Consider the following 26,513-nt stretch of genomic DNA (forward strand, 5'->3'; position numbering starts at 1 on the left):
AACGGGCCTGCAAAAGGCCCGTTTTTAAATAACGAATGTAGAATCAGAAAGTGTGTAGGTTATTCGTCTTCATCGTCAAAAATAGCGGTAACACGATCGCCTTTATGCTTTGAGCGAATTTCCTCTGCTACTGTGGCAATGGCTTCGCCACTGCTCATTCCGCCCGCCATCATTTCACGGATACGGTCGGCGGCCTGTTCCTGTTCGCTGTGTGAAAGTGAAGGCATACCTGCAAGCATGGGGGTGTCCTGTTTCTGGGTTATTTCATGAATTCGGATGGCAGTTGCGCTATCTCAGCACAACCAACATGATTGACCGGACAGTATATACCCAAAATCATTTGAGTACAGGATACAAGGTATACCCCGTCTTCCGCTGGTCTATGCGGCAGAAATCTATGCTAGGATCAGAACCTGTCCTGCAATTATCCAGAATCGTGAAGTCTGCCATGCAACCTGCTCATTCTATTACATTTTATTCGCTGGATCACCAGCCTGACGCCCTGCTCACGCGGTTTGCACCGCTCGCTTCACAGCCATGGGCGATGCTCCTGCATTCCGGTTCCGCGCAGCATGCGCATAACCGATTTGATATCCTGGTCGCCGATCCGCTGATTAAACTGACTACGCGGGGAGCAAAAACCGAAATCGTCTCGCAGCAGGGCACGCTCTTCAGTGAAGATGACCCTTTTATGTTGCTGGAACAGCAGTTGGCGCAATGCGGTTTACAGGCTGAGCCTCATCCCGACCTGCCGTTTCTAGGCGGCGCACTCGGCCTGTTTGGCTACGATCTTGGGCGTCGTATTGAAACTCTGCCGGTCATGGCCAGGCAGGATATTCACTTACCGGACATGGCGGTGGGGATTTATGATTGGGCATTGGTGGCCGATCATCATTTACAACGTCTGACGCTGGTTTGCCATGGTGATCTTCAGGCGCGGCTACACTGGCTGGAAGGATTTTCAATCCCTACTGAGCCCGAAGCATTTAAGTTAAATAGTGACTGGCAGGCAAACATGAACCGTGAACAATACGGCGAAAAATTCCGTCAGATCCAAGCATACCTGCACAGCGGTGACTGCTACCAAATCAATCTGGCACAGCGTTTTTCCAGCCGCTACTCTGGGAATGAATGGCAGGCATTTCTCCGGCTGAACGCGGCTAACTGCGCGCCTTTCTCGGCATTTATTCGCCTGGAAGATAATACGGTTATGAGCTTTTCGCCAGAACGATTCCTGTGGCTGGAGGATCACCAGGTAGAAACCCGGCCAATCAAAGGCACGCTTCCAAGACTGGAGGATCCTCAAGCTGATATCCGACAGGCGCAGCGCCTTGCCGCTTCAGAAAAAGATCGCGCTGAAAACCTCATGATTGTTGACTTGATGCGTAATGATCTCGGGCGCGTTGCGACCCCTGGCAGCGTGCGCGTGCCTGAACTGTTTGTCGTTGAACCTTTCCCCGCAGTGCATCATCTGGTCAGTACCATCACGGCTCAATTACCGCCAGAGTGCCACGCCAGCCAACTGTTACGTGCCTGCTTCCCCGGAGGTTCAATTACTGGCGCACCTAAAATTCGCGCCATGCAAATTATCGAAGAGCTTGAACCGCACCGTCGCAACGCCTACTGCGGGAGCATCGCTTATATCAGTTGCTGCGGCACCATGGACAGTAATATCACCATCCGCACTCTGCTGACCGAGCGTGGAAATATTTATTGTTGGGCTGGAGGTGGGATCGTGGCCGACAGCGAAGAGCAGGCCGAATATCAGGAAACTTTCGATAAGATCGCCCGCATTTTACCGCAATTAGAAGAGTAGCAGCCTTGATTAGCAACGAAACGCCGCTGGCCCCATCACGCTACTCACCAGCAGTATTGGCGTTTATCCAACGCTTTCAGCTACAGTTACCCCCGACGTCGCCGCTTGCGGTGTGCGGGCATCGCCATGCGGCGGTGCTTATTCCGATTATCTGCCGCGAGCAACCGACGCTGTTGCTGACCCGCCGATCAGATTTTCTGCGCAAACATGCCGGCCAAGTCGCTTTCCCCGGCGGTGCTGCTGATGCATCGGATCCCTCACTGATTTATACCGCACTGCGTGAAGCACATGAAGAAGTCGCGATCCCTCCCGCTGCCGTCAATGTATTAGGGACTCTCGCACCGCTCGATAGCAGCAGCGGATTTCAGGTCACACCGGTAATTGGTCTGCTACCGATGGATGTGCCGTTACATCCCTGCCAAGATGAAGTTGCGGAGTTATTCGAGATCCCTCTTGAAGAGGCGTTTAATTTGGCCCGCTATCACCCACTCGATATTCACCGTGGTGGGTCACATCACCGCATTTACCTATCATGGTATCAACAGCAATTTGTCTGGGGGCTGACCGCTACCATTATTCGGCGACTCGCCGAACAGATTCGACCTGATGACATACGCATTTATGACTAATATAGTTACAAGCTGGTCACATTTTTGATTCAAATTAATTTATTTCATGCGAAAAAAGCAACTTTCCGTCACAACCCCTTTTAGACTGTGTGTTAAGTCACGCGTAAAACTGCGATAATCCACTATCAATTACAAATTACACAGTAAATATATCCGTACATGGCACAGATTTCAGTGTCATCCCCCAAAAAAGGAGTATTCGACGTGATTAGCGTTTTCGACATGTTCAAGGTCGGGATTGGCCCTTCCAGTTCCCATACTTTGGGTCCCATGAAAGCCGGCAAACAGTTCGCTGATGACTTGCTTGAAAAGGGCATGATGCCTGACGTGACACGTGTTGCGGTAGATGTTTATGGTTCACTTTCATTGACCGGTAAAGGCCACCACACGGATATCGCCATCATTCTTGGTCTGGCGGGTAATAAACCCGATACGGTAGATATTGACGGCATTCCGCATTTTATTCGCGATGTTGAGCAGCACGAACGTTTGCCCTTAGGTCAGACGCATCACGAAGTCGATTTTCCGCATGACAGCGGTATGGTATTCCGTGGTGAGAATCTACCCAAGCATGAAAATGCAATGCAAATCCACGCGTTTGCCGGTGATGCCCTGCTTTACAGCAAAACATATTATTCCGTTGGCGGAGGATTTATCGTCGACGATGAACACTTCGGCCAGCCGGTTCTTGATGAAGTCAGCGTGCCTTACGCCTTCAATTCAGCCAGTGAAATGCTGGCAAAATGTAAAGAGACCGGTTTATCGCTGTCAGCACTGATGATGCAGAATGAGCTGGCACAGCACAGCAAGCAAGATATCGAACAATATTTCGAAACCATCTGGCGCACCATGCAGGCCTGTATCGATCGTGGTCTAAATACCGAAGGCGTATTGCCAGGACCGCTGCGTGTTCCACGCCGTGCCTCAGCGCTGCGCCGTATGCTAGTCTCCAATGACAAACTGTCCAATGATCCAATGAACGTGATTGACTGGGTCAATATGTTTGCATTGGCAGTAAATGAAGAAAATGCGGCAGGGGGTCGGGTGGTAACGGCACCCACTAACGGTGCCTGCGGTATTGTTCCGGCTGTGCTAGCCTATTACGACCAATTCGTAGAGTCAGTCAGCCCGGACATTTATCTGCGCTATTTCCTGACCTGTGGGGCTATTGGCATTCTTTATAAAATGAATGCGTCAATTTCCGGTGCGGAAGTTGGCTGCCAGGGAGAAGTCGGTGTTGCATGCTCGATGGCGGCGGCAGGTTTAGCCGAATTGCTGGGCGGAAGCCCGGTTCAGGTCTGTATTGCCGCTGAGATTGGTATGGAGCACAATCTGGGACTGACCTGCGATCCCGTTGCGGGTCAGGTGCAAGTCCCCTGTATTGAACGTAACGCGATTGCTTCGGTGAAGGCCATTAACTCAGCGCGTATGGCGTTGCGCCGGACGAGTGAACCACGGGTTTCACTCGATAAAGTTATCGAAACCATGTACGAAACGGGCAAGGACATGAATGCCAAATACCGTGAAACTTCACGCGGTGGACTGGCTATCAAAGTACAATGTGACTAATGAGTCGCACTTCTAGTCTCTCAGCAGGATCCCGTTTCCATAACCAGAATCGGGATCCTGCTGCAGAAAATGTTTAATACAGTGACGTAGCGGTTAAGGTCATCTCTATAAAAGCCCCTGTATTATCCGGAAAATTCATTTTCCGGTCTTGCATTTGACCTCAGTGCTGCGGCATTCTGACCTGTTGGGGAAACACAGAGGTTGCGTCATCTTTTCTGGTCAATATAAAACCAATAGGCTGTGATAACCCGTAAAAGCAAGAATTAAGAGTGGATATAAGTGACGATGTCACTTTTTTGAAAAACATCGAAATACAAGGATTAATACGATGCCTTTCAGCCAGATTTCGTTCGCGAAATATCACTACTATCGCCTGGCGCTGGCTGTAGCGATTGGACTCCTTACACTCATTCTAACGCTCGGTATCCGCATCTATGAACAAACTCGGGTGATCAGTCAGGACCAACAACGTATTGCTCGCCACACGATTCAAAAACTGGAAGCCTTGTTACAACCTGCCAATGCCGTCCCCTTCGCCCCACTCATTCAGCCCGGTCAAAATTGTTTATCACAGCAACCCACGCTGCAACGGATGGTGTCGCTGTTACAGACACTGCGGGCTATTGCTCTGGTCAGAGATGACAAAATCCTCTGCTCCAGTCTCATAGGTAGCGTGAGTTATGATTTCAATCAGCTATTACCCCAGTTAGCTCTTGGCGCAAGCCATCTCCAGCTTCGCACTTCAACGCATGGGGCCGATTCCATCCCAACACTGGTGTTATGGCATCCTGATGGCTCAGATAAAGATAATGGGCTGCTTTTCGTATATAACATCGGCGTGTTGACGAATTTTCTGCTTGAACCTCAGCCACCGTATGCCCAAAGTATTGTGCTCAACGTCCTGGATAAAAGCCTGGAGTACGGCAAAAACCAGATCACGCCGCGCATTGACATGACTCAAACCCCGATCGTTTTCACACGTTCGGGCATATACGACTTCTCTGTTTCAATTTATGGTGATGATGCATCTACGCTTGCCTGGCGTGAATTACTCACACATCTGCCGCTGTCACTGCTCATCAGCCTGCTGACCGCCTTTGCTATCTACCTGCTTTCAGGCAGCCGCATCAGCCTTGCTTATCCTATCAGCCAAGCTATTTCTCACCGGGAATTTCAGGTCTACTGTCAGCCCATTATTAACAGCGCAGACGGTCGTTGTGTCGGTATTGAAACGTTGATGCGCTGGAAAAACCATCGGGAGGAGTGGATATCACCGGATGTGTTCATTCCATTGGCTGAACAACATGGCCTGATTATTCCCCTGACCCGCTATCTGATCAAACAAGTCGTTGAGAAACTGGCATTGTTCCCTGCCCGGTCAGATTTCTACATCAGTATTAACGTTGCCGCGCAGCACTTCAATGAGATGGTGATCGTCGATGATATTCGTCAGTTATGGTTATCCGCAGAACCCAGATTATCACTGATGCTGGAGCTCACTGAACGCACCCACTTGCAGGAACTGACTACCGAACAGATCAGCGAACTCAAAGAGATGGGGATTATGCTGGCAATTGATGATTTCGGCACTGGGCATAGCTCACTTAGCTACCTGAAAACCCTCACTCCCGATGTGTTGAAGATCGACCAGGCCTTTACGGCCTCTATCGGAACGGATGCCATCAATGCCACCGTCACCGATACCATAATCACCCTCGCACAACGCCTGAAAGTGAAGCTGATTGCCGAAGGTGTTGAGACCCTGGAGCAGGCTGATTATATGCGTAAGCGCAAAGTTGATGCCTTACAGGGCTACTATTTTTCCCGTCCGATGCCGATTGATATTTTTCCATCATGGCTCGAACACTATGAAAAAGACGAAATGAATGCCTTTTCACCAGTGATCTGAACCTGATTAGAATAAAAAAACGGCGACCGAAGTCGCCGCAGGCACTAGATAACACGTGAGATATCAGGCTCACTCACCTTCATCCCACTCGTTCATTTTGGCTTTGGTTATGCGAACCCGGTCAATGCGGTACTCCGATACGTCGATGATTTCAAAAGTCAGCGGTGGCAAGGAGATAATTTCTCCGGCCTCAGGCATCTGCCCTGACTGAGCAAGTAAGAAACCGGCCAGAGAGGCATAATCAGCCGTTGGGCTGACCAGATCGTCCGTATCCAGTAGTTGTTGCAATAAGTGCAGATCAGTACCGCCCTTGGCAATCCAGCCATCACCGTCAACGATCAGATCCGGAGTTTCATCCTCATCAGGGAACTCACCGGCAATCGCCTCAAGAACATCCAACGGTGTGACCAATCCCTGAATGACGCCAAACTCGTTGCCCACCACCACTAAACGCCCTCTTGCTCTGCGCAATACCGCCAGTAGATTGATAACATCCATGGTTTCCGGCACAACAATCGGCGGCGTTTTCTCCGCGAATGCCACAATATTTTCACCGTTTTCCAATGCCACCAGCAGATCTTTGGCACGCACGACGCCAATTACGTCATCCAGCGAGTGGCGGCAAATTGGGAATAAGCTATGAGGTGTGTCCAGTAGTTGCAATCGAATCTCAGCCGGCGAGCGCTCACTGTCGACCCAAGAGATCTCAGTGCGCGGCGTCATGATGCTGCGCAGAGAACGTGAGGCCAGGGTCAGAACACCGCTTATCATATGACGCTCTTCTTCGGCAAAGGTCTCCGACGCACGCTGAGAAGACTCCTCTGCATGGTTCTCATCCTGATTCTGGCGCTTGCCGCCCATCAGCCGCTGAATAGCCTCTGCAGTGCGTTCACGCAAAGGACGGTTTGACTGACTCTTAAGGAAGTTTCTGCGGGCAATCTGATTAAATAACTCAATCAGAATTGAGAAACCAATGGCCGCGTACAGGTATCCTTTCGGAATATGGAAGCCAAAACCTTCTGCGATCAGACTCAGGCCGATCATCAACAAGAAGCTTAGACAGAGTACGACCACGGTCGGATGATTGTTCACAAAGCGCGTCAGCGATTTGGAGGCCAATAGCATCACCCCCATGGCGATCACCACCGCCGTCATCATAACCGCCAGATTATTCACCATCCCGACGGCGGTTATCACCGCATCGAGCGAGAACACAGCATCTAACACTACAATCTGGGCCACTACTGACCAAAAACTGGCATAACCACGATTATGACCCCCATGGCTTTCCTGCCCTTCCAACCGCTCATGCAATTCAGTCGTGGCTTTGAACAACAGGAATATGCCCCCCAAAAGCAAAATGAGGTCACGACCTGAGAAACTGAACTGCGCAATGCTAAACAACGGTGTCGTCAGCTTGACCATCCATGAAATAAGCGATAACAGGCCAAGACGCATGATCAGAGCAAGAGACAAACCGATGATACGGGCTTTGTCGCGCTGCTTCGGTGGCAGTTTGTCGGCCAGGATGGCAATAAACACCAAATTGTCGATGCCCAAGACAATTTCAAGTACAACCAAAGTCAATAAACCGACCCAAATCGACGGGTCCATTAAAAATTCCATATCAGGCCTCGCTATGAGTAGAAGGAGAAAGACGACGCAATACGTTCCTATCAGACATTGTCTGAGGAAGATGATCAGCGGAGATCAGTGGGAGCGTTTTCAATGCGACGATAACCCGACCTGAAGAGGTGAAATTGTCGGAAAAAAGAGGTGAGAAAAGAGAAGATAAGTGACGTCGATGACAGTCCATAGGGAGGGCTGGGGCCCGGTACTCCTGTTCAATTGTTGGGAGAGTCACTCTATCAGTAATTATTAAACCGGAAAAGAGTGTTTTTTTACAAGCAGCATCGTTTTGTAACACCTATGCTGTTTTTACCAGCAATGTGTTACTGCACTCACTGCAGGTCTTTCAATAGCAGACCAAAGTCACAAAATTTATTTTTTCACAGACTAAAATAAATCGGGTCGTACAACCTGTTGAGGTTTTACCACACAACTTTTTATTGTTTATCAGAAAGTAAGACTTTACACACAAGGAAGTTCTGAGCCAGCCACTCAAAGAGCATTATGTAAGGACAGCAAGCGTTCGCTGAAGGAATATAAAGCGGCGAATGTCATCAGCACCATCACTAATGTGCATAACCCTTTATGGGTTAACAGAGGAGGTAGCGAGTGAGTATTGCTATTATCATCGGCACGCATGGGTCAGCAGCTGAACAGCTTCTGAAAACGGCGGAAATGATTTTAGGTGAACAGGATAACGTCGCCTTTATTGATTTCGTTCCCGGCGAAAATGCCGAAACATTGATTGAGAAATATACGGCAAAACTGGGCGGACTTGATACCAGTAGCGGTGTTCTTTTTCTGGTGGATACCTGGGGCGGGAGTCCGTTCAATGCCGCCAGCCGCATCGTTATCGATAAAGAAAACTATGAAGTTGTCACCGGGGTCAATATCCCTATGTTGACGGAAACCTTCATGGCCCGCGATGACAATCCCACGTTTGCAGAATTAGTCGCCATCGCTGTTGAAACTGGACGTATCGGTGTCAAAGCCCTGAAAACACCTGAGCCTGAAGCGCCTGCCGCTGTGACTCAACCCGCAGCTACAAAACCTAAAGCTGCCGCTCCCGCTAAAGCGTTAGGTCCAAACGATCATATGAAAATTGGTCTGGCCCGTATTGATGACCGTTTGATACATGGTCAGGTTGCGACTCGCTGGACCAAAGAAACCAACGTGAATCGTATTATTGTTGTGAGTGATGAAGTTGCGGCTGATCACATGCGTAAAACATTGCTGACTCAGGTTGCCCCTCCGGGCGTCACAGCACATGTTGTTGATGTTGATAAAGCTATTCGCGTCTACAACAACCCCAAATATGCTGCCGATCGCGTCATGTTGTTATTCACTAACCCAACAGACGTTCTGCGCGTTGTTGAAGGTGGAGTCAACATCACTTCGGTGAATATCGGCGGTATGGCATTCCGTCAGGGTAAAACTCAAGTGAATAATGCCGTTTCCCTCGATAAAAAAGACATCGAAGCATTCAATCAATTGAATGCAAAGGGTATTGAGCTTGAGGTGCGAAAAGTCTCTTCCGACTCACGCCTGAAGATGATGGATCTCATTAATAAGATGAATTAATAAACTCAGCGAATTAAAACAACAGATTCCCTCAACGTTATCTGTTTTTGACGAGCTTATTTTACTCAGCGTTTTTGGTCATAGGAGAAGTGCAATGGAGATCACCACACTACAGATTGTGCTGATATTTATTGTTGCATGCATTTCCGGGATGGACTCCATCTTGGATGAATTTCAATTCCACCGTCCGCTGGTGGCCTGTACCTTAATCGGTATCATTCTCGGCGATATGAAAACCGGGATCATTATCGGTGGTACGTTGGAAATGATTGCTTTGGGTTGGATGAACATTGGGGCCGCCGTGGCACCCGATGCCGCCCTCGCCTCAATTATTTCAACCATTCTGGTTATCGCAGGTGGTCAGTCAGTGGGTGCGGGTATTGCCCTTGCCATCCCTCTGGCGGCAGCAGGCCAGGTTCTTACCATCATCGTTCGTACTATCACCGTGGCTTTCCAGCATGCGGCAGACAGTGCGGCAGAACGCGGTAATTTAAGTATGCTGTCCTGGATCCACGTTTCGGCGCTGATCCTCCAGGCGATGCGTATTGCTATTCCTGCTGTCATCGTGGCTGTTTCCGTCGGTACCGAAGTTGTTCAGGTCATGCTTTCGTCCATTCCTGCAGTCGTCACGAATGGTCTGAACATCGCAGGTGGCATGATTGTGGTTGTCGGTTACGCGATGGTCATCAACATGATGCGCGCTGGCTATCTGATGCCATTCTTCTACCTCGGTTTCGTTACTGCTGCTTTCACCAACTTCAACCTGGTTGCTCTGGGTGTGATTGGTGTGGTTATGGCAATCCTGTACATCCAGTTGAGTCCTAAGTACAACAAGTCTGCTAACGCAGCGGGACCTGCACAGGGTGTTAACGATCTCGATAACGAATTGGATTAAGGGTGAAAGAAATGGTTGATCAAACTGCAGTTAGCCAAACCCCAGAAAAAAAACTGACGCCGGGTGATATCCGTGGTGTGTTTATGCGCTCCAATTTGTTCCAGGGGTCATGGAACTTCGAGCGTATGCAGGCATTGGGCTTCTGTTATTGTATGGTGCCCGCGATCCGTCGCCTCTATCCTGAAAATAACGATGCACGCAAAGCGGCTATCAAGCGTCACCTGGAGTTCTTTAATACCCATCCCTACGTGGCAGCCCCCGTGCTTGGCGTTACGCTGGCGATGGAAGAACAACGTGCCAATGGTGCCCCCATTGATGATGCGGCAATCAATGGCCTGAAAGTCGGTCTTATGGGGCCGCTGGCAGGTGTCGGTGACCCAATCTTTTGGGGTACAGTACGACCAGTTTTCGCTGCACTGGGTGCCGGTATCGCGATGAGCGGAAGCCTGCTCGGACCTTTGCTGTTCTTCATTCTATTTAACCTGGTACGCCTGCTGACTCGTTATTACGGCGTGGCATATGGCTATACCAAAGGCGTCAATATCGTTAACGATATGGGCGGTGGTTTCCTGCAAAAGCTGACCGAGGGGGCATCGATTCTTGGCCTCTTTGTCATGGGGGCCTTGGTTAACAAATGGACGCACGTCAATATTCCATTAGTGGTCTCGAGGATAACCGACCAAACCGGCCATACGACAGTGACAACAGTACAGACGATCCTCGATCAGTTAATGCCGGGTCTGGTCCCGCTATTGCTGACCTTTGGCTGTATGTGGCTATTGCGCCGTAAAGTTAATGCCCTGTGGATTATCATCGGCTTCTTTGCTATTGGTATCTTCGGCTACTGGATTGGCCTACTGGGTCTTTGATAGCAGCAAAAACCGGGGGACAAGCTCCCCCGGTTTTTTTATGCCATTTAAGTAGAGTGAAGTAATACCATTTTGGCTTGGTCATTGGGCTATTATGTTGTCCCGCCGGCCATACGCCCGGTAAGTTCGCTGGAGAAGTTTCATGTCCGTCACCGATATCATCCTCGCCCTTTTTTCTCTTTTGCTTCTGGCTTATGCCATCTACGACGAATTTCTGATGGGGATGAAAAAAGGCGCTACCCTCCTGAAGGTTAATCTTCGCCGTCGCAATAAATTGGACTGTATTATCTTCATCGGTCTGTTGTTTATTTTGCTCTACAACAATATCAATGCTCATGGGACTGCGATAACTAACTATTTATTAATCGCTCTGGCGTTGATTGCATTCTATATTTCTTTCATCCGCTGGCCAAAAATGTTGTTTAAAGCCACAGGTTTTTTTTACGCCAATGCCTTCATTACCTATGACCGCATCAAAGCGATGAACCTTTCCGAAGATGGCATCTTAGTGTTTGACCTGGAACAAAGAAAATTATTAATCCGGGTAAATAATCTCGATGACTTGCAAAACATTTATAATTTTATTGTTGAAAATCAATAAATTAAATAAATCATGCAATGGGCTATATTTAATAGCCTTATATTTACTTCATGTCATTGGCCCACAAATTAATATCACTGATTAAAACCACATTCGGTGGGTTTATTATTTAACTAATGTGATTAATGTGTGTACTTAATGAAAAATATTGTCTGATGAAATTCTAAACCTCAATTTATTTGTTGTTGTTATCAATTTAAATATCATGTTAAGGTTCCGCCGTCATTTGGGGAGTAGCCGGTTTTTCACCAATTTGCCCTGCGCGAAATGTGTGTAAAGACGCCCGTATCAACATGCTCGTTTTAATAATAAAACGTGGTGCGGGCAGCCAGGAGGTTGGCGAGACCATAGACGTGTAGCACCGCCGTGAGGTTGGGGGTTGTGCTTCGCTTATATGGAAACCCGGCTGAGGTTACACTCATGAATATCTCCGCAACGCTAATTCTGGCTTTTGGTATGTCGATGGATGCTTTTGCTGTGTCGATTGGTAAAGGAGCCTCACTTCATCGCCCACGCTTTCGCGAAGCCCTCCGCACAGGACTTATTTTTGGTGTCATTGAAGCGATCACACCGCTGATAGGTTGGGGGATTGGCCTATTCGCCAGCAAATACATTATGGCCTGGGATCACTGGGTGGCATTCACGCTGCTATTTATCCTCGGTGCCCGGATGATTGTCGAAGGCCTGAGAAATAAGCCCGAGGAAGCAAGCACCAACCAGCGCAGCCACGGCTTCTGGATACTGGTGCTTACCGCAATCGGCACCAGTCTGGATGCAATGGCAATCGGTGTAGGGCTGGCTTTTCTGCAGGTTAATATCATCCATACTGCATTAGCCATTGGTATGGCGACCATGATTATGGCCACCCTGGGTATTATGCTCGGTCGGTTTATTGGCCCAATGTTGGGTAAATGGGCAGAAGTACTGGGAGGCGTGGTGCTGATAGGTATTGGCTTTAATATCCTGCTGGAACATTTAGGCTATATCGGTTGATACAGCGGTAGGTTCATCTTCAGATTTGCGCTGATGTAGTCTAATGATGAAGTCTGTTTCACAGAAAAATGAACCTTCATCTTTTAATACAGCCCCTATCTCTTCAGTGGCACGCCACGCAAACGGCGTCATCTGCAAGAGATCAAAAGCCTGTTCGCCGCTCAACATCATCGGATACGCCAGGTTCTCGGAACGTATGCGCTCAAAACCTTCCAACTGCTCATCTAACTCTTCATGTAATTGTACGTCAGAATAAATACGAGCCTTCAACTGATAGAGATGGCGCGGTCCGGGAGCCACTGTCAGCACCAAACCACCGGGCTTCAGTGCACGGAATAACTCTTCTGCCTTACATGGCGCATAAATGCGTAGAACAGCATCGAGGGATTGAGCGGCAAACGGCAAACGATGGCTGGAAGCCACACAAAACTTAGCGTTGTGATAGCGTTTAGCGGCATTACGGATAGCGACTTTGGCGACATCCAGACCAAAAACAGTCATCGCCCTGTTCTGCATAAGTCGAGTGGCCACCGCCGTGGTGTAATAACCTTCCCCACAGCCGATATCCAGCAATGCATCAGCCTTCACCGACAGCACATCATCAAGTAATTCAGCGATACGATCGCGTAAAGGCTGGTAATGACCGCCGTCTAAAAAGTTGCGCCGCGACACCATCATCTCAGGACTGTCCCCCGGTTGTTTCGAGCGCTTATGCTGTACGGGCATCAAATTGACGTATCCTTCTTTCGCGTTATCAAACTGATGATTTTTCGGACACCGCCACTGCTTTTCGGTAAGAGTCAGTGGTTGATGACAAAGAGGGCATTGATAACTCATGAAGGTTCCAAAACAGTGTCTGAGCGCGAAACAGCATAAGGTGCCAAGTCTAAAGAAGGCGTCTGTCAGTTGCAACCGCTGGTATAACAGTGAAAAAGCCCGCTACACTAAGCGCTTAGAGTTTTCTCTTCTGAAGTGACTTCATATGACTGATATTTCGGCCTTACTTAGCAACATCCCTGGAATCCATCATGGTTTTGGCGATAAAAGCGCCCTGCTACCTGCCGTATTGCAGCCATTTGAGGCCACTCGCCCGAATAAAAAACAGGTGCACGGCGTGCGTATTGTTGACGTTGTTGAACCGGCTCAGGAGAGCGGAGAAGCTGATGGTTTTTACACTGCCTTACCCGGAATCTTGCTGACTGTTTTCAGCGCAGATTGCCTGCCGATCATCTTCTGTAAGCTAGACGGGAAGCGAATTGGCGTCATTCATGCCGGTTGGCGCGGACTGAAGAACGGTATCATTGAGAAAATGGCTGAGCGCATTAATTATGATGGCTCCACAGCTGACTGGGTGGCCTCTGTCGGACCTTCCGCTCAGCCCTGCTGCTATGAAGTCAGCCAAGAGCTAGTGGACGACTTCCTGAAAGAACTGGACCTGTCTCCTGGGTTGATGATCCCTTCTCCACGGCATCTGAATCTCGCCGCTATTGCTCAAGCGAAAATTCGCCAGTTGGGCTTCGCCTCCGTAGACAGTGCTGGCAGTTGTACCATTTGCAGCACCGTAACTGACGCCTCTGGCAACGAGAGCTATAAGTACACCAGTTTTCGCCGCAACAGCCACCAGCGCGTTAAAGACCCTTCATATCCCGACATCATCGGCCGTAACCAACAGTCTGGCGTGATTATTATTCCAAACTGATCGTGACAAAAAAACCCGCGCATGGCGGGTTTTTATACAGCAGAAGCGGCTTAGATTGCCATTACGTTAACAGCAGAAGGGCCTTTCTGACCGTCTTGGATTTCGAACTCTACGCTCTGGCCTTCAGCCAGAGTTTTGAAGCCGTTACCCTGGATTGCAGAGAAGTGTACAAACACGTCTTTGCTGCCGTCAGCAGGAGTAATGAAACCAAAACCTTTGGACTCGTTGAACCACTTAACTTGACCTTTAATCTTTGCCATCTTGAGTATTTCCTTTGGATTGTTTTAACTGCCCTGAGGCTTTACATAGACAAACTAGAGTCGTTACTGCTTGAGGCACTAAGATATAAATCGGCAGAGAAGCGGTATTCAACGATAACGTTTTTACTCTGGTCTTCTTTACTGAAAATGCCACACATATACAGAACCGTACCTCGTTTTACCCAGATGCGTTATCACATACTCTGAATTAGATGGCAAGCCATTTTTAATCAGTGATGGACATGTCGCACATATTTGAGTCGACTAACGGCACTAACTCAACAGTTAAGCTAAAATATGTTGATAGGTACTCTTTTTTCTGCTTAACGTCAGAATATGTTGATTGCTCAAAACAATAATTCCTCGCCGTGATTGTTAGGCCTTTAATGCTGAACGATAAACCTGAGAATCCACTTTATTTGAATTTTTATCTTCTAAGTTATGCCTGGAAGTACGGATGAGCAGGTTTGGGTGTCTACGAAAAACGGATGAGATATCGCAGCGCCTGGCGAGTGATCACCGCACCCAACCCCTTGCTTAGCATGCATTGTATGGCAGGAATCTCATAAACTGTAGAGGGACTCTGGTTCGTTTTCCAACTGTATTGCTGTGATTTTAAGAACCACATTATTACCTGATCATTCATTAATCAAAATGCATATCGGTTACCGTTGGTGCAATAAACACCGGTTCAAGGGATAAGGTGCACTATAGTAGCGCAGTCAGTCGCGCAGTCGCGTCGCGCATTTTTTAATAAAAATGCGCATAAATGAGATAAATAATCACAAGGACAAAATCTTTTGAAGAATATTATCATAGCGGTCAGGGTAAGCTTTTAACAATATAATGAAATAATGATGTTCTAAAGATTAGACCAGTATTACTGCCAAAGCCCCCCTATATTTATTCCTGATTAAACGTTAGAGGTTTAGTGTTGCTAAAATAAAAATAAAACCGTGATAGACATCACGATTTTATTTACTAACCGACCACTATGTAAAGGAAAAATCAGGCTGGCCTGCCATCTCCGGCTCTCACCTTGAGTCATGAACCCTCGTCGGGTGATGCTCACTTTTGGCGTGCTGAGCTATTTCAATCTACCTTGATACTTTGCCCTATTTTCAAGGGAACAAAATGAGGATCAACATCATTATGCCCCTCTTTTGCCAGAGCCAATTCTTGCAAAGGCTCGTCTAAGGATTCATCCGCTAATTCAAAAACCCCCCAGTGGATCGGCACCGCTTTTCGGCATTTGAGTTCAGAAAATACTGTTACCGCCTGTTGTGGATCCATATGCTGCGCACTCATGAACCATCTTGGTGCATAAGCACCAATAGGAATAGCGGCAAGATCAAAGGGGCCGAGTTGGTTACCAATCTCTTTAAACTGATCGCTATAACCGCTGTCGCCAGAGAAATAGAAGCGCAGCGCCTGACTGGCTACCACCCAACCGCACCATAAAGAACAGTTACGATCCCAGGGTGTGCGCATACTCCAGTGACGCGCGGGAACAGCATGAAAAGTCAGATCACCGATTTTATGCTGTTGCCACCAGTCGAGCTCCTCCACACGACAGGCTCCCTGACGTTCCAGCCAACGTTTCATCCCTAGCGGAACAATAAAAATCAATTGAGGAAACCGTCTAAGCAGCTTTTTTATCGTGGGCTTATCCAGATGATCATAGTGATTATGAGACAGTACGACATAATCAATCTGAGGTAAGTCGGCCACGTGGGCAGCAACGGGCGTTTTTCTTTTTGGACCATAAAATCTTAACGGCGAGGCACGGTCAGAAAGTGCAGGATCCGTCAGCACGGTTTGACCTGCAACCCGAAGCAAAAGGCAGGCATGACCTAAAAACCAGAGCCGATCTTCGGTGCCATTAAAATCCGCTTTTTGCCACCACTGGGCGATAAATTGCTGATAACCCCTCTGCGGTGGTTTCGGCAGCTGCTGTGCTTTACGCTCGCGTTGCCACCGTTTAAAGTCGCCTTCCTCACGCTGATGAGGTTCAGGATTAGTGAACCCTTCCGGTGTATGGTGTGCCCTTAAAGGGTCGTAATAGCGATTTTTGAAGACCATAATACTCCTGTGCTCATCACAATAGCGTTGACTGCTCCTTGCCCCGATGTCGGTACGTCTCTATTCCTTTACACGAGATTGGCTAATAATACTTATCACACAGTGCAAAAAAGGGTGAGAGTGAGTCTGACAACGCCCTTCTTAAGCAAATCTTAAGGTGATAATGTTGTGATGGTCGACAGTAACTCAAGGATCTAATATGACTAAGAACAACGTAAACCGCTCGAGTACTTTCTTCAAACGCGTCAGCCCTATTTTTACCCTGCAGCGCCAATACTCGGCCATAGGGCTCAAATTACGCCTTCGTCGCAACCCGCTAAAACAGGTATTGATGGTCCCGGCAGGCGTGCTGCTTAGTGCGGCGACGCTAAGTGCCGTCATGGTGACTATCGTTACCTTTGATGTAGTGGTCCTGTTGGTTTCAGTTTTCAAAAAACCTTTTCAACGCAAAAAACACATGCCCTTCACATCCCTAAGGGCCAATGTATAACCGGAAAGGCAAAGTAAAAAACCGCGCTGAACATAGACACTCAGCGCGGTTTTTATTAATGATAATCAAAATGAGCAACGTTTTACTGCTACCACAACGCTAAAGCATTCCTCAGGCCGCTTCGGCACAAAGTTTAGTGAGATTTCTGGCTCCGATCATTAAGGTTGCAACATAGGATTGCCGGCGGGTAACCACTTCTACCGCCACCCGGGAATTTTGGTACTTGATCAGATAAGTTGATGGCCAGCCCTGGCGTCGTGTGCCATAAGCTTTTTCGTGGCTGTCAATGGCTGCATGGGCAACCACCAGATGGGAGAGAGTTTTATCACCTTTAATGATGCGCTTCATAATGGACTCCGCCTTAGACACAACTGTCAAAATGAGGAAACATTAATCACTTGATACCCATCGCTCTATACGATGCTTATTCGAATCACTTCTTTGTAACTTTGTCACAGCTTGAGTATCCCTGCAGCTTTATTTATGCGCAAGTTTTACTTAACAGGAAGCAAACCATTGCCGCCCGCAGCGGTCTGTGACTATCAGCGTGCCACTGCCCTTGCCCACGGATGATCTGTGCTGACCAGCAGGTGTTATCCGGCATTTCGGTGGCGTTAAGGCTGATATTATTGGCGCAGATGATCGGCCAGGCATCGGAAGGGTTGTTGCAATAATCCTTACCCTTAACGCCGCCATACGGATACCACTTATCGGGTTCTTCGCCAGTCAGCAGGGCAATACTATGGTTTACTTCGCTGTCATTCTCTTCAGACCATTTAATCATGAATCATTCCATCAAGAGCCACTGTTGCAATGAAGCCTACGACAGAATTAAGACACTTTCATGAATGCACAAACGTTGATAAAAAAAACCCGCGGTCCGCGGGCTATGATCAAACACAAGATTATCTTTCGGGGATAAACCCACGCAGACTGAGTGCAGAATCATCATCTATAGATTCTACTGACATTTTCCCTTCAGCCTGTCCCGCTAAAATTTTCAACAGCTCAGTTTGCTGGCGCTGGTGGTCAGCGATCTCATGCAGAAGTTGAATTTGCTGATTAGCCCTGACGCTGGCCCGATTAACAACAAACCACAACAACAAGAATAGCAAAACAAAAAGAACACACAGCACCAATGAGGCCAGGCTGGATTGGCCCATTGCGACATCAAACATTGACTAACCTACTGCTTAATTTTTCCGAACGAGCATCTTACCATTCCAGCTCGTCCATGGAAGCCATTAGCAAAAAAACAGCCCGACCTGGCTGCTCGTCTGTCACGATCACCAAGGGATAAAAGAGGTCACGGAACAAATGCCAAGGGTAAAATTACCGCCCTGGTCGCAGTAGCTATTCAAGGCAAGAAGATACAACGCGACACAGGTAAGCAAAAAAACCAATAACATCATGATTTTCTTTAGGTTACTAACTCGCTTTTTTAGTTTGATGGCATCACTCTTTCGGGTTAATCCGCGTTTATTGAGGCTCAAAATCTGCATCCAACACGTCGATAATAATCTAATGATGCTACTCCATAGAGCTTAAACAAAATTATAACAAGTCGATGATGTCCGTACTCGACGCAGCACGGGTTCTACGTATTTTCTTCATCTAAGAATCCACTGTTTTTTCTGTAAGGGATAGCGGTGAAATAATCATTGCACCTATACTCCCCAACATCCTGAGGCCCTCAGGAAATACAATAAGAGGAATATCCCTAATGAACGCTATCAAAGGCATCATTGTAGTCGCGATTATTTACGCTGTTTTTCTGTTTTCGGGTTATGGCGTAACAGTCGGCAGCAGTGAAAATGCCGCTGGTTTAGGTCTGAAATGTCAATATTTGACTGCACGGGGCATTGTTGATGCTCAATATTTGCATACAGACAGTGGGGTTGTTGGCGTCGCTAAATGCCCGATTTTCAAACAGATTGGCGAAGTGGTTGATAAAAAATAATGCTCAGGATGCCTGCTAGCGCGGGCATCCTTTCCTTAATCTTAAAGATTCACCGTCTAACTGTCATGCTTGGTGAATTTGAGGTCGATCAGAGAAATAGCCTTTTCGATCGCCCGTTTAGTGACCGGATCCGTGCCGGCCGGGTGACGTGAAAAATCGATACTTTTTAGCTGATGTGACATTTTGTCGCGTACTTCCGTCGGTGCAATCACATCAATCACATCCAGAATCTGCTTTATCACTAGCTGGCACGCCACCAGGTCAGATTCAAACTCCTGCTCTTTTGTTAATAGTACAGACATGCGGATCCCTTTATCTATTGCATTGATCATCAATTCACGGCCAACAGAATAACATGCAGCACAATATTTTTACCCCATCCTCCCAGCTCAGAGCTCAAGAAATCACGATATGCTCAAATATCAGACAAACAGTCTGTCGCTGCTGTGGTTATAACGGCAAATCTTCTATGCTTAGCAGAGTGAACGGATAAGGGGACACGATGTTCGCATTGGTATTAACCATTTGTTATCTCGGTGGCGGCTGCGAGGATTTAGCCATCGACGCTTTTGATACTAAGCAGCAATGTATGGTGGCCATGCGCCAGGAAGGGCTGCGCCATGCGGACTGCTATCCAATAGAGGATTTTATTGATGCCTATTGGTCTCCTGCTCACGATAATGCCGACTTCTGAGTGCATGAACCCTTATTTTATGCTGTTCTTGCCTCTCAGATAATATAAATGTCAGTAAAGCATTGCCAAAAGAAATCACCAAAGGTATGAATACCTGTTACTTATTGATATTTAACTATATTGACAGGGCAGGAAATGATGAAGCAAAGATCTAAAGCGGTTTTCAAGAAAATCCCTCTGGCACTTTTACTTTCCGGTACTTTTCTTTCCACTCTCCCGGCGTTCGCCGCTCAGGTACCTGCAGGTGTCGAGCTGGCGGCCAAACAAGAAATTGTGCGTAACAACGGCAGTGAACCCGCATCGCTGGACCCGCACAAAGTTGAAAGCGATGTTGAATTTAACATTCTTAGCGACCTCTTCACCGGGCTGATTACTATTGACGACGAAGGTAACCCGCACCCGTCTCTGGCTGCAAGCTGGGACAATAAAGATAACCAAGTGTGGACCTTTCATTTACGCCCTGACCTAAAGTGGTCGGATGGTTCACCGATCACAGCTCAGGATGTGGTTTTCAGTTGGCGGAGGCTGGTGGATCCTAAAACTGGCTCACCTTATGAAAGCTATCTGAGCAGCATGCATATGCTCAATGCAGCAGATATCATGGCGGGGAAAAAGCAGCCTGACCAGTTGGGCGTGAAAGCGCTGGATAAGCTGACGGTGGAAGTCACACTGGATCAACCACTCTCCTATTTCCTGGGCATGCTGGCTCACCCATCGCTATTCCCAGTCAGTCAGGCCGCCGTAACGAAAAATCCAGACAAGTGGACACAACCGGGCAACCTGGTCAGCAGTGGTCCATTTAAGCTCGATACCTGGACGGTCAACGAACGGGTCACTGCGGTACGAAACCCAAACTACTGGGATAACGAACATACTGTTATCAATAAAGTGACCTATTTGCCTATTGCTTCCGGTACTGCTGAGGTCAACCGCTATAAGGCCGGTGAGATTGACATCACCTCAACGGTCCCGGAAATTCAATTTGTCTCGCTGAAGAAAGAACTGGGCGGGCAGGTCCATGTTGGCCCGAAACTGGGTGTTTACTATTACGCGATGAACACCACCAAGGCACCCTTCAACGATCCACGCGTCCGGCTGGCACTGAATCTGGGGCTAGATAAAGAGATCATCGCTGGAAAAGTGCTGGGACAGGGACAAAAGCCCGCCTGGCACTTAACGCCTGATCAAACCGGTGGCTTTGTCTTCAAAAAAGACAAGTATAGTGAGATGACACAGGCACAGCGTGTGACTGAAGCGAAAAAACTGTTGAAACAAGCAGGGTTTGGACCTTCCCATCCGCTAAAATTCAACTTGTTGTATAACACTTCCGAATCTCACCAGCGCATTGCCATTGCGGCAGCCTCGATGTGGAAGAAAAATTTGGACGTGGATGCCACTTTGCAAAATCAGGAGTGGAAAACCATGCTTGATACTATGCATCAGGGTAATTATGACGTCGTGCGCTATGCGTGGATTGCTGATTACAACGAGCCGTCAACCTTCCTCAACACGTTGCGCAGTGATAACAGCGAAAACACCTCCAAATTTAACGACCCAGATTACGACAAAGCGCTAGATAACGCCCTAAGCGCGAAGGATAAACAGCAAGTTGGCCAGTATTATCAGCAGGCTGAAGATATCCTGAGCACTCAAGTCCCGGTGATCCCGATTTACCAGTATGTGAGTGCCAAGCTGGTCAAACCTTATGTGGGAGGCTATGACAATCACAGCCCATTGGGATATATCTACGCCAAAGATTTATACGTCATTAAACATTAACCCAATTATTAAATAATGAGTAACGCTTGGTTCAATGCGGCTTTCTGGCTGAGTTCAACGACCAGAAAGCCGTATCCGCTCCCATGACAACAGACCCCTTATTTTCATCACCGGCTAACCATCCTGGCCTCGCGAAACTTGCCACGCCGTTTTCAGATGTTAGATTGGATATAAATCACACAACGGGAGGTAAGATGAAATTCTCGGAAAGTGAGATCCAACCACTATGGGATGAAGTCTCGCGCATTATTGGTGATGCCGTCATTCAACTGCATCACCACGGCAAACCCTTTAACGCGGAGGTGTTGGTCAAGTATCTTAGCCACCAGCTCAGCGAAGTCGACGAGGTAAAACGCCGCATCCTGCTGAACGCGGCGATTAATATGTTGAAAACTAACCGTATACGTAATTGATCGCCGTCAGCAAATCAGACTGATAGCACAATCTCAGGCGACAGAGTGCGCAGACATTTTTCGAGCACCACATAGTGGCCTTTATCACCATAGAGGTGGCTATTGATCACCATCCAGTGCAGTGTCGCTTCAAAGTCCGCGATCAGTTCCCGTGCATCCAGCCCCGGTTCCACGATTTTTTCGCCTTGTGCATCGATAAAGAAATAGTCGTAATTCGCTGCAGTGACAAAAATACTGCTGGGCGCTTCAGCATTGGCTTCTTTATCAATTCGCCATTCAACCACCTCTTCGCCCAGTTGACCCTGAGCAAGCACCAGGTTGATGCTTTCCAGCGTATCGAACTCAACTGGCTGGGGTAATGATGTGATCATTGTGGCCCGAATAATTTTATAAAAAAGAACGAAATTTTGCATGACCACCTCGAGTAGGTACGTACTTAACCTCCGGCCATAAACATAGCCAGACGATAATAGTTTGTGACTTGAATGATTGATTAAACGATACACAGTGAAAAGTGACACCTCGACGTAACTCGTCCCGCTTATTTAGACTGGTGCCCTTTTCCTGAAAAACAGAAAACGTGCTTTGTCGCAAGTCTACCCTCGGAGGTAAATATCCGGCTGATAGCGCTCCATGAAAGTTTCGGGTTTACTGAGCGGTACAAAACCAAACTGCGCATACAAACCATGCGCATCGCTAGTTGCCAGTGTCATACGGCGTAACCCCTGTAGCTCAGGTGCAGCCATAATCTCAGCCATTAACCTTTTGCTATACCCCTTCCCTCGATACTGCGGTAAAACAAAAACGTCGACCAGATTACCGAAAGTCGCAAAATCAGTGATAACGCGGGCAAAGGCAACTTGTTGTTCTGCCAGATATCCTCCGAAACAGAGAGACCCTTCTATTGATTTGTCCACCACAGCTGTCGAAATACCTTTTCCCCATGCAGATTCTTCACTTAAAAAACGGTGTATAAGCCCCCGATCCAACCGCGCTTTATCTGTCGACACCCGAAATTCCTGCATCGTTATATCCTCCATAATGAACAAGTATGCTCTAAATTCTTAATTTATCATCTTTACTCTCAATGCATTGATTAAACCAATATTCAACAAGGCATTGAGTCCCTGCACTAATTGATTGAGTTGTAACTGCGGCATTCCTTTCCACCGCCTGGCAAACGCCCATACATTCAGGGTTACGACGCTAAACCGAAAAAAATGCGTAACAATCGCCGCACTTGGTTACAGATACCTCAATGGTATATCACCGCGTGCTGTGACATTTTCGATCTCGGGTTTACGGGTTAGCATGATGAAAAGCGGGATAAAGGTTATGGTAAAAAATACGGCTTCTACGTTGGCTTTAGTACTGATGCTTTCAGCTAGCTCACTGGCTCATGCCGCAGGTTGCATTAAAGGGGCTGTCGTTGGCGGTGTCGCAGGACATCTCAAGCATCATGCGGTTCTCGGTGCCGTCGTCGGCTGCGCTGTGGGCCATCATATGGCAGCGAAAGCCAAAGCCGAACAGACTAAAGAAGCGGCTAAATAATCGCCTTGTCGCGCATAGCAACCCTCTGTTGTTATGCGCGTTATAACTCGATGGTCTCAAACCACCCCTGAACAATATGATATTGCGTAAACTTTGCATCTTTCTCGACGATAGCGATTGTTCCTGGCCAATTTCGTTGGCTGGCTTATCCCCAATACTGTCATTCGTTATATACCCATATTTGTGTTATAAGCCATTCGGCCTATGATGTTTTTAGATAAAGCTAAGCTCGGCGAAACGATGGAATCCCTATTGGATGCGTGCAACATTGCAGCGGGCAACCTATGAGGAATGCCCGTTTCTCGAAGCAGCACTTAATCGGATAAGTATTGATTCCCATGGCGGCTTCTTTGGCTGCGTGCCTAAAGATAACTTGAGTTAGTTAAAGGATTTGTATCACATGAAAATTAAATTTCTTCCCCCGGTGATCGTGTTACTTGGTGCCGCAGGCTTTATGATTTGGTTCTTTGCTAGCGGCGCGGCTATGCCTGGTGGCTGAAGAGAAGTTCGATTATCACACCAAGATAAGCATCGCCTACATGGGTAAACCCGGAAATCCCAGCCGGAGCCCCCATGTAGGGTCGCAGAAAACATGCAATCTGTATTGAATGTGCCCCACATTGAGTTAGTTACCCTATAAGGACATTTCTTCTCTAAACTGCACTTGATCGGGTGGGTATTGATTCCAATGAGTCCCTCGATAGCTAATGAATACTGGTACCTTTTAACGTTACTCATTGTGTATTGTGGGAACATTATGGCGTTATTGTGGACTAAGTTGTGAGTTCGTATTCCCGAGGTTACAATGCGCTACCTAATTTATGGTTTTACTTTTGTTATGTTCTTTGGGCTGGTGATTTATATTAAATTTGTTTCAAATGAAATTCATCACACGTTTAAAGAGCAAGCCACGGCGATTCTTAATCAGCATTGCCACAGCGGGATAAACCACAAACATCATCATAACAAGCTTCTGCTGAGCTAATTGGTAATAAATTTCATGGCGGACGGTCTTCTCGGACAACGCCATCATCGCAGTAACTGCTGCATTGGCTGCTCACCTTTTGGCAGCCTTTTAGGCGGAATACGGCGATTTTTGCGGGTAAATTCAGCGAAGATTAACTCGCTACCAAGCCCTCTTTTTATCTGGTTTCTGTGACTTTAGCCCCAACGGTGCTTTTTCGTTAATCCTGGATTTCCCCTGCAACCATCTTTCAGCGCAGACTTCCTTTTATTTTTTCGCTATTAATCTCACAACTGTCATATGAACAGACTACTATCAACCTTGATGTGTCTAACCCCTTGTTGAATAACTGCTGTAGATGATATTCATGCCTTATTTAGCCTGCGGTCTGCGGGTTTTTTTAACTCTGCGATTCACTCTGGGTACAATTCTATCAAAGCACCAATTAAACTTAATTTAGCTTTAGGTTTATATCTGGGAGCCAGTCATAAGTTATATCAGGTTCAGTGGTAGCCTCTATGGAAACCGTGCCTTAACCATCCATTGCACTGTTGTCGATACGGGCTGAAATGAAAAGAAGGGACACCGCCAACATTTCATGAACAATGTTCATTATCAGAACGTCTTTACCGTGCTCAGGATATAGATACTCAGAAATGATTGGGTCACAAAGTTCAAGCAATGACCAACCGCTACAATCATGACCGAGGAAAGGATTGGATTATTTTGGCAATTTAATTCGTGTTTTTTTGTACAGTTTTGCAGAAGAGTTTTGCAGAAGAATTTTTGAAGAGGTGAAAAACAAAGGGAGCGCGATGCCCCCGATGTTTATTTTAACAATACCGCAATTACATATTTGCGATCATTGCATCACCAAACTCTGAACATTTCAGTAGTTTAGCGCCTTCCATCTGGCGTTCAAAATCGTACGTCACGGTTTTAGCCGCAATCGCACCTTGCATCGCTTTAACGATCAGGTCAGCCGCTTCGAACCATCCCATATGACGCAGCATCATTTCTGCAGAAAGAATAATTGAACCTGGGTTCACTTTATCCTGGCCTGCATACTTCGGTGCCGTACCGTGGGTGGCTTCGAACAGTGCGCAATCAGAACCGATGTTTGCACCCGGTGCAATACCGATACCGCCAACCTGCGCTGCCAGGGCATCGGAGATGTAGTCACCGTTTAGGTTCATACAGGCGATAACGTCATATTCGGCCGGACGCAACAAGATCTGTTGCAGGAATGCATCCGCAATCACGTCTTTAATGATGATGTCTTTGCCAGTGCCTGGGTTCTTGATTTTAACCCATGGACCGCCGTCGATAAGCTCACCACCAAACTCTTCACGCGCCAACTGGTAACCCCAATCTTTGAACGCACCTTCGGTGAACTTCATGATGTTGCCTTTGTGAACCAAAGTCAGGGAATCACGATCGTTAGTAATGGTGTATTCGATGGCAGCACGAACCAGACGCTTAGTGCCTTCTTCTGAGCAAGGCTTAATGCCAATGCCGCATTCCTGTGGGAAGCGGATTTTCTTCACGCCCATTTCTTCTTGCAGGAATTTGATCAGTTTGTCGGCTTCAGCAGAACCGGCTTTCCATTCGATACCGGCATAGATATCTTCAGAGTTTTCGCGGAAAATCACCATATCGGTGTCTTCAGGACGTTTTACCGGGCTTGGTGTTCCGGTGTAATAACGAACAGGACGCAGACAGATATACAGATCAAGCTGTTGGCGCAGGGCAACGTTCAGAGAACGAATACCGCCACCCACTGGCGTTGTCAGCGGGCCTTTGATGGCAACGCGATAATCGCGAATCAGATTCAGCGTCTCTTCTGGCAACCATACATCTTGACCGTACAATTCTACCGATTTTTCACCGGTATAGATTTCCATCCAGGAAATTTTACGTTCGCCGTTGTAGGCTTTTTTAACCGCGGCATCCACAACTTTGATCATGGCAGGGGTAACGTCAACGCCAATACCGTCGCCTTCGATGAACGGAATAATAGGATTATTAGGAACGATCAGTTTACCCTGGCCATCAACTGTAATCTTTTTACCTTCCGCCGGAACAACTACTTTGCTTTCCATTAACCTCTCCTTCGAGCGCATTTTTGTT

32 protein-coding genes, 1 pseudogene and 1 riboswitch are annotated in these 26,513 nt (G+C 47.5%); of the genes and pseudogenes, 18 read left to right on the forward strand and 15 right to left on the reverse strand.

What is annotated here, in order from left to right; all coding sequences use genetic code 11:
- Positions 1-59 precede the first annotated feature (59 nt).
- The gene (locus tag IEV89_RS07570; RefSeq protein ID WP_188472088.1) at positions 60-239 is read right to left on the reverse strand and encodes a YoaH family protein; all 180 of its coding nucleotides are present in this window, start codon (positions 237-239) and stop codon (positions 60-62) included.
- Positions 240-448: 209 nt separating this feature from the next.
- Here IEV89_RS07570 and pabB point away from each other — a divergent pair, with 209 nt between their 5' ends.
- The 4 genes from pabB (at position 449) to IEV89_RS07590 (ending at position 5,923) form a co-directional block, all read left to right on the forward strand.
- Positions 449-1,816, forward strand: a complete 1,368-nt coding sequence (gene pabB, locus IEV89_RS07575; protein ID WP_188472090.1) for an aminodeoxychorismate synthase component 1 — start codon at positions 449-451, stop codon at positions 1,814-1,816.
- A gap of 8 nt (positions 1,817-1,824) precedes the next feature.
- The gene (locus IEV89_RS07580; RefSeq protein WP_373283362.1) at positions 1,825-2,445 is read left to right on the forward strand and encodes a CoA pyrophosphatase; all 621 of its coding nucleotides are present in this window, start codon (positions 1,825-1,827) and stop codon (positions 2,443-2,445) included.
- 204 nt (positions 2,446-2,649) lie between these two features.
- The gene (locus tag IEV89_RS07585; protein WP_188472092.1) at positions 2,650-4,014 is read left to right on the forward strand and encodes an L-serine ammonia-lyase; all 1,365 of its coding nucleotides are present in this window, start codon (positions 2,650-2,652) and stop codon (positions 4,012-4,014) included.
- Positions 4,015-4,342: 328 nt separating this feature from the next.
- Entirely contained in the window at positions 4,343-5,923 is a 1,581-nt protein-coding gene (locus IEV89_RS07590) for an EAL domain-containing protein (protein ID WP_188472095.1), read from the forward strand.
- Between the two features lie 69 nt (positions 5,924-5,992).
- Here the strand turns inward: IEV89_RS07590 and IEV89_RS07595 are convergent, their stop codons facing one another.
- Positions 5,993-7,549 carry a TerC family protein gene (locus IEV89_RS07595; RefSeq protein ID WP_188472097.1) on the reverse strand — a complete coding sequence of 519 codons (1,557 nt, stop codon included), beginning with the start codon at positions 7,547-7,549 and terminating at the stop codon, positions 5,993-5,995.
- A gap of 612 nt (positions 7,550-8,161) precedes the next feature.
- Between IEV89_RS07595 and manX the strand changes: the two genes are divergently transcribed.
- The 5 genes from manX (at position 8,162) to mntP (ending at position 12,491) form a co-directional block, all read left to right on the forward strand.
- Complete coding sequence (gene manX, locus IEV89_RS07600) at positions 8,162-9,133, forward strand: PTS mannose transporter subunit IIAB (RefSeq protein WP_188472099.1); 972 nt, start codon at positions 8,162-8,164, stop codon at positions 9,131-9,133.
- A gap of 94 nt (positions 9,134-9,227) precedes the next feature.
- Positions 9,228-10,028, forward strand: coding sequence for a PTS mannose/fructose/sorbose transporter subunit IIC (locus IEV89_RS07605; protein ID WP_188472100.1), 801 nt, complete (start codon positions 9,228-9,230; stop codon positions 10,026-10,028).
- Positions 10,029-10,039: 11 nt separating this feature from the next.
- Entirely contained in the window at positions 10,040-10,897 is an 858-nt protein-coding gene (locus tag IEV89_RS07610) for a PTS mannose transporter subunit IID (protein ID WP_188472102.1), read from the forward strand.
- Positions 10,898-11,039: 142 nt separating this feature from the next.
- Positions 11,040-11,498 carry a DUF986 family protein gene (locus IEV89_RS07615; protein WP_188472103.1) on the forward strand — a complete coding sequence of 153 codons (459 nt, stop codon included), beginning with the start codon at positions 11,040-11,042 and terminating at the stop codon, positions 11,496-11,498.
- Between the two features lie 215 nt (positions 11,499-11,713).
- Positions 11,714-11,912: riboswitch (yybP-ykoY riboswitch) on the forward strand.
- Positions 11,913-11,918: 6 nt separating this feature from the next.
- Positions 11,919-12,491, forward strand: coding sequence for a manganese efflux pump MntP (gene mntP, locus IEV89_RS07620; RefSeq protein ID WP_188472106.1), 573 nt, complete (start codon positions 11,919-11,921; stop codon positions 12,489-12,491).
- Here the strand turns inward: mntP and rlmA are convergent.
- Positions 12,474-13,328 carry a 23S rRNA (guanine(745)-N(1))-methyltransferase gene (gene rlmA, locus IEV89_RS07625; protein WP_188472109.1) on the reverse strand — a complete coding sequence of 285 codons (855 nt, stop codon included), beginning with the start codon at positions 13,326-13,328 and terminating at the stop codon, positions 12,474-12,476. The genes mntP and rlmA overlap by 18 nt on opposite strands.
- A 145-nt stretch (positions 13,329-13,473) precedes the next feature.
- On the opposite strand from rlmA, the gene IEV89_RS07630 reads away from it, so the two are divergent.
- Entirely contained in the window at positions 13,474-14,190 is a 717-nt protein-coding gene (locus IEV89_RS07630) for a purine nucleoside phosphorylase YfiH/LACC1 family protein (RefSeq protein ID WP_188472111.1), read from the forward strand.
- A 50-nt stretch (positions 14,191-14,240) separates the two neighbouring features.
- Here IEV89_RS07630 and cspE read toward each other — a convergent pair whose 3' ends face one another.
- The 3 genes from cspE to IEV89_RS07645 all read right to left on the reverse strand — a co-directional run bounded on the left by cspE (position 14,241) and on the right by IEV89_RS07645 (position 16,532).
- Entirely contained in the window at positions 14,241-14,450 is a 210-nt protein-coding gene (cspE, locus tag IEV89_RS07635) for a transcription antiterminator/RNA stability regulator CspE (protein WP_188472114.1), read from the reverse strand.
- Positions 14,451-14,491: 41 nt separating this feature from the next.
- Positions 14,492-14,608 (reverse strand): DUF2627 domain-containing protein, encoded by a 117-nt coding sequence (locus IEV89_RS07640; protein WP_188472116.1) that lies wholly within the window; start codon positions 14,606-14,608, stop codon positions 14,492-14,494.
- A 934-nt stretch (positions 14,609-15,542) separates the two neighbouring features.
- Positions 15,543-16,532 carry an MBL fold metallo-hydrolase gene (locus tag IEV89_RS07645; protein WP_188472118.1) on the reverse strand — a complete coding sequence of 330 codons (990 nt, stop codon included), beginning with the start codon at positions 16,530-16,532 and terminating at the stop codon, positions 15,543-15,545.
- Positions 16,533-16,731: 199 nt separating this feature from the next.
- On the opposite strand from IEV89_RS07645, the gene IEV89_RS07650 reads away from it, so the two are divergent.
- Positions 16,732-17,022, forward strand: coding sequence for a hypothetical protein (locus IEV89_RS07650; RefSeq protein WP_188472120.1), 291 nt, complete (start codon positions 16,732-16,734; stop codon positions 17,020-17,022).
- A 111-nt stretch (positions 17,023-17,133) separates the two neighbouring features.
- Here IEV89_RS07650 and IEV89_RS07655 read toward each other — a convergent pair whose 3' ends face one another.
- The 4 genes from IEV89_RS07655 to mgrB form a co-directional block, all read right to left on the reverse strand.
- Positions 17,134-17,370 carry a DUF4060 family protein gene (locus IEV89_RS07655; RefSeq protein ID WP_188472122.1) on the reverse strand — a complete coding sequence of 79 codons (237 nt, stop codon included), beginning with the start codon at positions 17,368-17,370 and terminating at the stop codon, positions 17,134-17,136.
- A gap of 133 nt (positions 17,371-17,503) precedes the next feature.
- On the reverse strand, positions 17,504-17,806 hold the full coding sequence (locus IEV89_RS07660) for a phage protein NinX family protein (protein WP_188472124.1): 303 nt from the start codon (positions 17,804-17,806) through the stop codon (positions 17,504-17,506).
- 121 nt (positions 17,807-17,927) lie between these two features.
- A complete protein-coding gene (locus IEV89_RS07665) occupies positions 17,928-18,200 on the reverse strand; it encodes a YebO family protein (RefSeq protein WP_188472126.1) in 273 nt (90 codons plus the stop codon).
- A 108-nt stretch (positions 18,201-18,308) separates the two neighbouring features.
- Positions 18,309-18,434, reverse strand: coding sequence for a PhoP/PhoQ regulatory lipoprotein MgrB (mgrB, locus tag IEV89_RS22010; RefSeq protein WP_229746421.1), 126 nt, complete (start codon positions 18,432-18,434; stop codon positions 18,309-18,311).
- A gap of 311 nt (positions 18,435-18,745) precedes the next feature.
- Here mgrB and IEV89_RS07675 point away from each other — a divergent pair, with 311 nt between their 5' ends.
- Positions 18,746-18,982, forward strand: coding sequence for a YobH family protein (locus IEV89_RS07675; protein ID WP_188472130.1), 237 nt, complete (start codon positions 18,746-18,748; stop codon positions 18,980-18,982).
- A 56-nt stretch (positions 18,983-19,038) separates the two neighbouring features.
- On the opposite strand, the gene IEV89_RS07680 is transcribed toward IEV89_RS07675, so the two are convergent.
- Positions 19,039-19,284 (reverse strand): DUF2766 family protein, encoded by a 246-nt coding sequence (locus IEV89_RS07680; RefSeq protein WP_188472132.1) that lies wholly within the window; start codon positions 19,282-19,284, stop codon positions 19,039-19,041.
- Positions 19,285-19,484: 200 nt separating this feature from the next.
- Between IEV89_RS07680 and IEV89_RS07685 the strand changes: the two genes are divergently transcribed.
- The 3 genes from IEV89_RS07685 (at position 19,485) to IEV89_RS07695 (ending at position 21,868) form a co-directional block, all read left to right on the forward strand.
- Positions 19,485-19,676 carry a YdfD/YebW family protein gene (locus IEV89_RS07685; protein ID WP_188472134.1) on the forward strand — a complete coding sequence of 64 codons (192 nt, stop codon included), beginning with the start codon at positions 19,485-19,487 and terminating at the stop codon, positions 19,674-19,676.
- Between the two features lie 138 nt (positions 19,677-19,814).
- Positions 19,815-21,455 (forward strand): ABC transporter substrate-binding protein, encoded by a 1,641-nt coding sequence (locus IEV89_RS07690; RefSeq protein ID WP_188472434.1) that lies wholly within the window; start codon positions 19,815-19,817, stop codon positions 21,453-21,455.
- A 194-nt stretch (positions 21,456-21,649) separates the two neighbouring features.
- Entirely contained in the window at positions 21,650-21,868 is a 219-nt protein-coding gene (locus tag IEV89_RS07695; protein ID WP_188472136.1) for a YnaE/YdfK family cold shock protein, read from the forward strand.
- 14 nt (positions 21,869-21,882) lie between these two features.
- Here the strand turns inward: IEV89_RS07695 and IEV89_RS07700 are convergent, their stop codons facing one another.
- The gene (locus tag IEV89_RS07700; protein WP_188472138.1) at positions 21,883-22,281 is read right to left on the reverse strand and encodes a hypothetical protein; all 399 of its coding nucleotides are present in this window, start codon (positions 22,279-22,281) and stop codon (positions 21,883-21,885) included.
- A 183-nt stretch (positions 22,282-22,464) separates the two neighbouring features.
- A complete protein-coding gene (locus tag IEV89_RS07705) occupies positions 22,465-22,878 on the reverse strand; it encodes a GNAT family N-acetyltransferase (RefSeq protein ID WP_229746407.1) in 414 nt (137 codons plus the stop codon).
- 325 nt (positions 22,879-23,203) lie between these two features.
- Here IEV89_RS07705 and IEV89_RS07710 point away from each other — a divergent pair, with 325 nt between their 5' ends.
- Positions 23,204-23,419 carry a hypothetical protein gene (locus IEV89_RS07710; protein ID WP_188472143.1) on the forward strand — a complete coding sequence of 72 codons (216 nt, stop codon included), beginning with the start codon at positions 23,204-23,206 and terminating at the stop codon, positions 23,417-23,419.
- 400 nt (positions 23,420-23,819) lie between these two features.
- On the forward strand, positions 23,820-23,918 hold the full coding sequence (locus IEV89_RS22065; RefSeq protein ID WP_444542659.1) for a YoaK family small membrane protein: 99 nt from the start codon (positions 23,820-23,822) through the stop codon (positions 23,916-23,918).
- A gap of 375 nt (positions 23,919-24,293) precedes the next feature.
- Here the strand turns inward: IEV89_RS22065 and IEV89_RS07715 are convergent, their stop codons facing one another.
- A complete protein-coding gene (locus IEV89_RS07715; RefSeq protein ID WP_188472144.1) occupies positions 24,294-24,452 on the reverse strand; it encodes a hypothetical protein in 159 nt (52 codons plus the stop codon).
- Between the two features lie 504 nt (positions 24,453-24,956).
- Between IEV89_RS07715 and IEV89_RS21690 the strand changes: the two are divergent.
- A pseudogene (locus IEV89_RS21690) lies at positions 24,957-25,121 on the forward strand (integrase); the annotation flags it as partial.
- A 110-nt stretch (positions 25,122-25,231) separates the two neighbouring features.
- Here IEV89_RS21690 and icd read toward each other — a convergent pair.
- Positions 25,232-26,485 carry an NADP-dependent isocitrate dehydrogenase gene (gene icd, locus IEV89_RS07720; RefSeq protein ID WP_188472146.1) on the reverse strand — a complete coding sequence of 418 codons (1,254 nt, stop codon included), beginning with the start codon at positions 26,483-26,485 and terminating at the stop codon, positions 25,232-25,234.
- Positions 26,486-26,513: the final 28 nt, after the last annotated feature.

The organism is Hafnia psychrotolerans, assembly GCF_014639435.1.
Classification (GTDB): domain Bacteria; phylum Pseudomonadota; class Gammaproteobacteria; order Enterobacterales; family Enterobacteriaceae; genus Ewingella; species Ewingella psychrotolerans.

Coding starts and splice junctions, on each gene's coding strand:
- rlmA (WP_188472109.1), bottom strand. CDS start 13,328: ATGAGTTATCAATGCCCTCTTTGTCATCAACCACTGACTCTTACCGAA.
- IEV89_RS07695 (WP_188472136.1), top strand. CDS start 21,650: ATGAAATTCTCGGAAAGTGAGATCCAACCACTATGGGATGAAGTCTCG.
- IEV89_RS07595 (WP_188472097.1), bottom strand. CDS start 7,549: ATGGAATTTTTAATGGACCCGTCGATTTGGGTCGGTTTATTGACTTTG.
- icd (WP_188472146.1), bottom strand. CDS start 26,485: ATGGAAAGCAAAGTAGTTGTTCCGGCGGAAGGTAAAAAGATTACAGTT.
- IEV89_RS22065 (WP_444542659.1), top strand. CDS start 23,820: ATGAAAATTAAATTTCTTCCCCCGGTGATCGTGTTACTTGGTGCCGCA.
- IEV89_RS07710 (WP_188472143.1), top strand. CDS start 23,204: ATGGTAAAAAATACGGCTTCTACGTTGGCTTTAGTACTGATGCTTTCA.
- IEV89_RS07665 (WP_188472126.1), bottom strand. CDS start 18,200: ATGTTTGATGTCGCAATGGGCCAATCCAGCCTGGCCTCATTGGTGCTG.
- IEV89_RS07715 (WP_188472144.1), bottom strand. CDS start 24,452: ATGATGGCGTTGTCCGAGAAGACCGTCCGCCATGAAATTTATTACCAA.
- IEV89_RS07640 (WP_188472116.1), bottom strand. CDS start 14,608: ATGTGTGGCATTTTCAGTAAAGAAGACCAGAGTAAAAACGTTATCGTT.
- IEV89_RS07650 (WP_188472120.1), top strand. CDS start 16,732: ATGACTAAGAACAACGTAAACCGCTCGAGTACTTTCTTCAAACGCGTC.
- IEV89_RS07660 (WP_188472124.1), bottom strand. CDS start 17,806: ATGATTAAATGGTCTGAAGAGAATGACAGCGAAGTAAACCATAGTATT.
- IEV89_RS07690 (WP_188472434.1), top strand. CDS start 19,815: ATGAAGCAAAGATCTAAAGCGGTTTTCAAGAAAATCCCTCTGGCACTT.
- pabB (WP_188472090.1), top strand. CDS start 449: ATGCAACCTGCTCATTCTATTACATTTTATTCGCTGGATCACCAGCCT.
- IEV89_RS07630 (WP_188472111.1), top strand. CDS start 13,474: ATGACTGATATTTCGGCCTTACTTAGCAACATCCCTGGAATCCATCAT.
- IEV89_RS07610 (WP_188472102.1), top strand. CDS start 10,040: ATGGTTGATCAAACTGCAGTTAGCCAAACCCCAGAAAAAAAACTGACG.
- IEV89_RS07645 (WP_188472118.1), bottom strand. CDS start 16,532: ATGGTCTTCAAAAATCGCTATTACGACCCTTTAAGGGCACACCATACA.
- mntP (WP_188472106.1), top strand. CDS start 11,919: ATGAATATCTCCGCAACGCTAATTCTGGCTTTTGGTATGTCGATGGAT.
- cspE (WP_188472114.1), bottom strand. CDS start 14,450: ATGGCAAAGATTAAAGGTCAAGTTAAGTGGTTCAACGAGTCCAAAGGT.
- IEV89_RS07605 (WP_188472100.1), top strand. CDS start 9,228: ATGGAGATCACCACACTACAGATTGTGCTGATATTTATTGTTGCATGC.
- IEV89_RS07570 (WP_188472088.1), bottom strand. CDS start 239: ATGCTTGCAGGTATGCCTTCACTTTCACACAGCGAACAGGAACAGGCC.
- IEV89_RS07615 (WP_188472103.1), top strand. CDS start 11,040: ATGTCCGTCACCGATATCATCCTCGCCCTTTTTTCTCTTTTGCTTCTG.
- IEV89_RS07675 (WP_188472130.1), top strand. CDS start 18,746: ATGAACGCTATCAAAGGCATCATTGTAGTCGCGATTATTTACGCTGTT.
- IEV89_RS07655 (WP_188472122.1), bottom strand. CDS start 17,370: ATGAAGCGCATCATTAAAGGTGATAAAACTCTCTCCCATCTGGTGGTT.
- IEV89_RS07590 (WP_188472095.1), top strand. CDS start 4,343: ATGCCTTTCAGCCAGATTTCGTTCGCGAAATATCACTACTATCGCCTG.
- IEV89_RS07700 (WP_188472138.1), bottom strand. CDS start 22,281: ATGCAAAATTTCGTTCTTTTTTATAAAATTATTCGGGCCACAATGATC.
- IEV89_RS07685 (WP_188472134.1), top strand. CDS start 19,485: ATGTTCGCATTGGTATTAACCATTTGTTATCTCGGTGGCGGCTGCGAG.
- IEV89_RS07680 (WP_188472132.1), bottom strand. CDS start 19,284: ATGTCTGTACTATTAACAAAAGAGCAGGAGTTTGAATCTGACCTGGTG.
- mgrB (WP_229746421.1), bottom strand. CDS start 18,434: ATGATGTTATTGGTTTTTTTGCTTACCTGTGTCGCGTTGTATCTTCTT.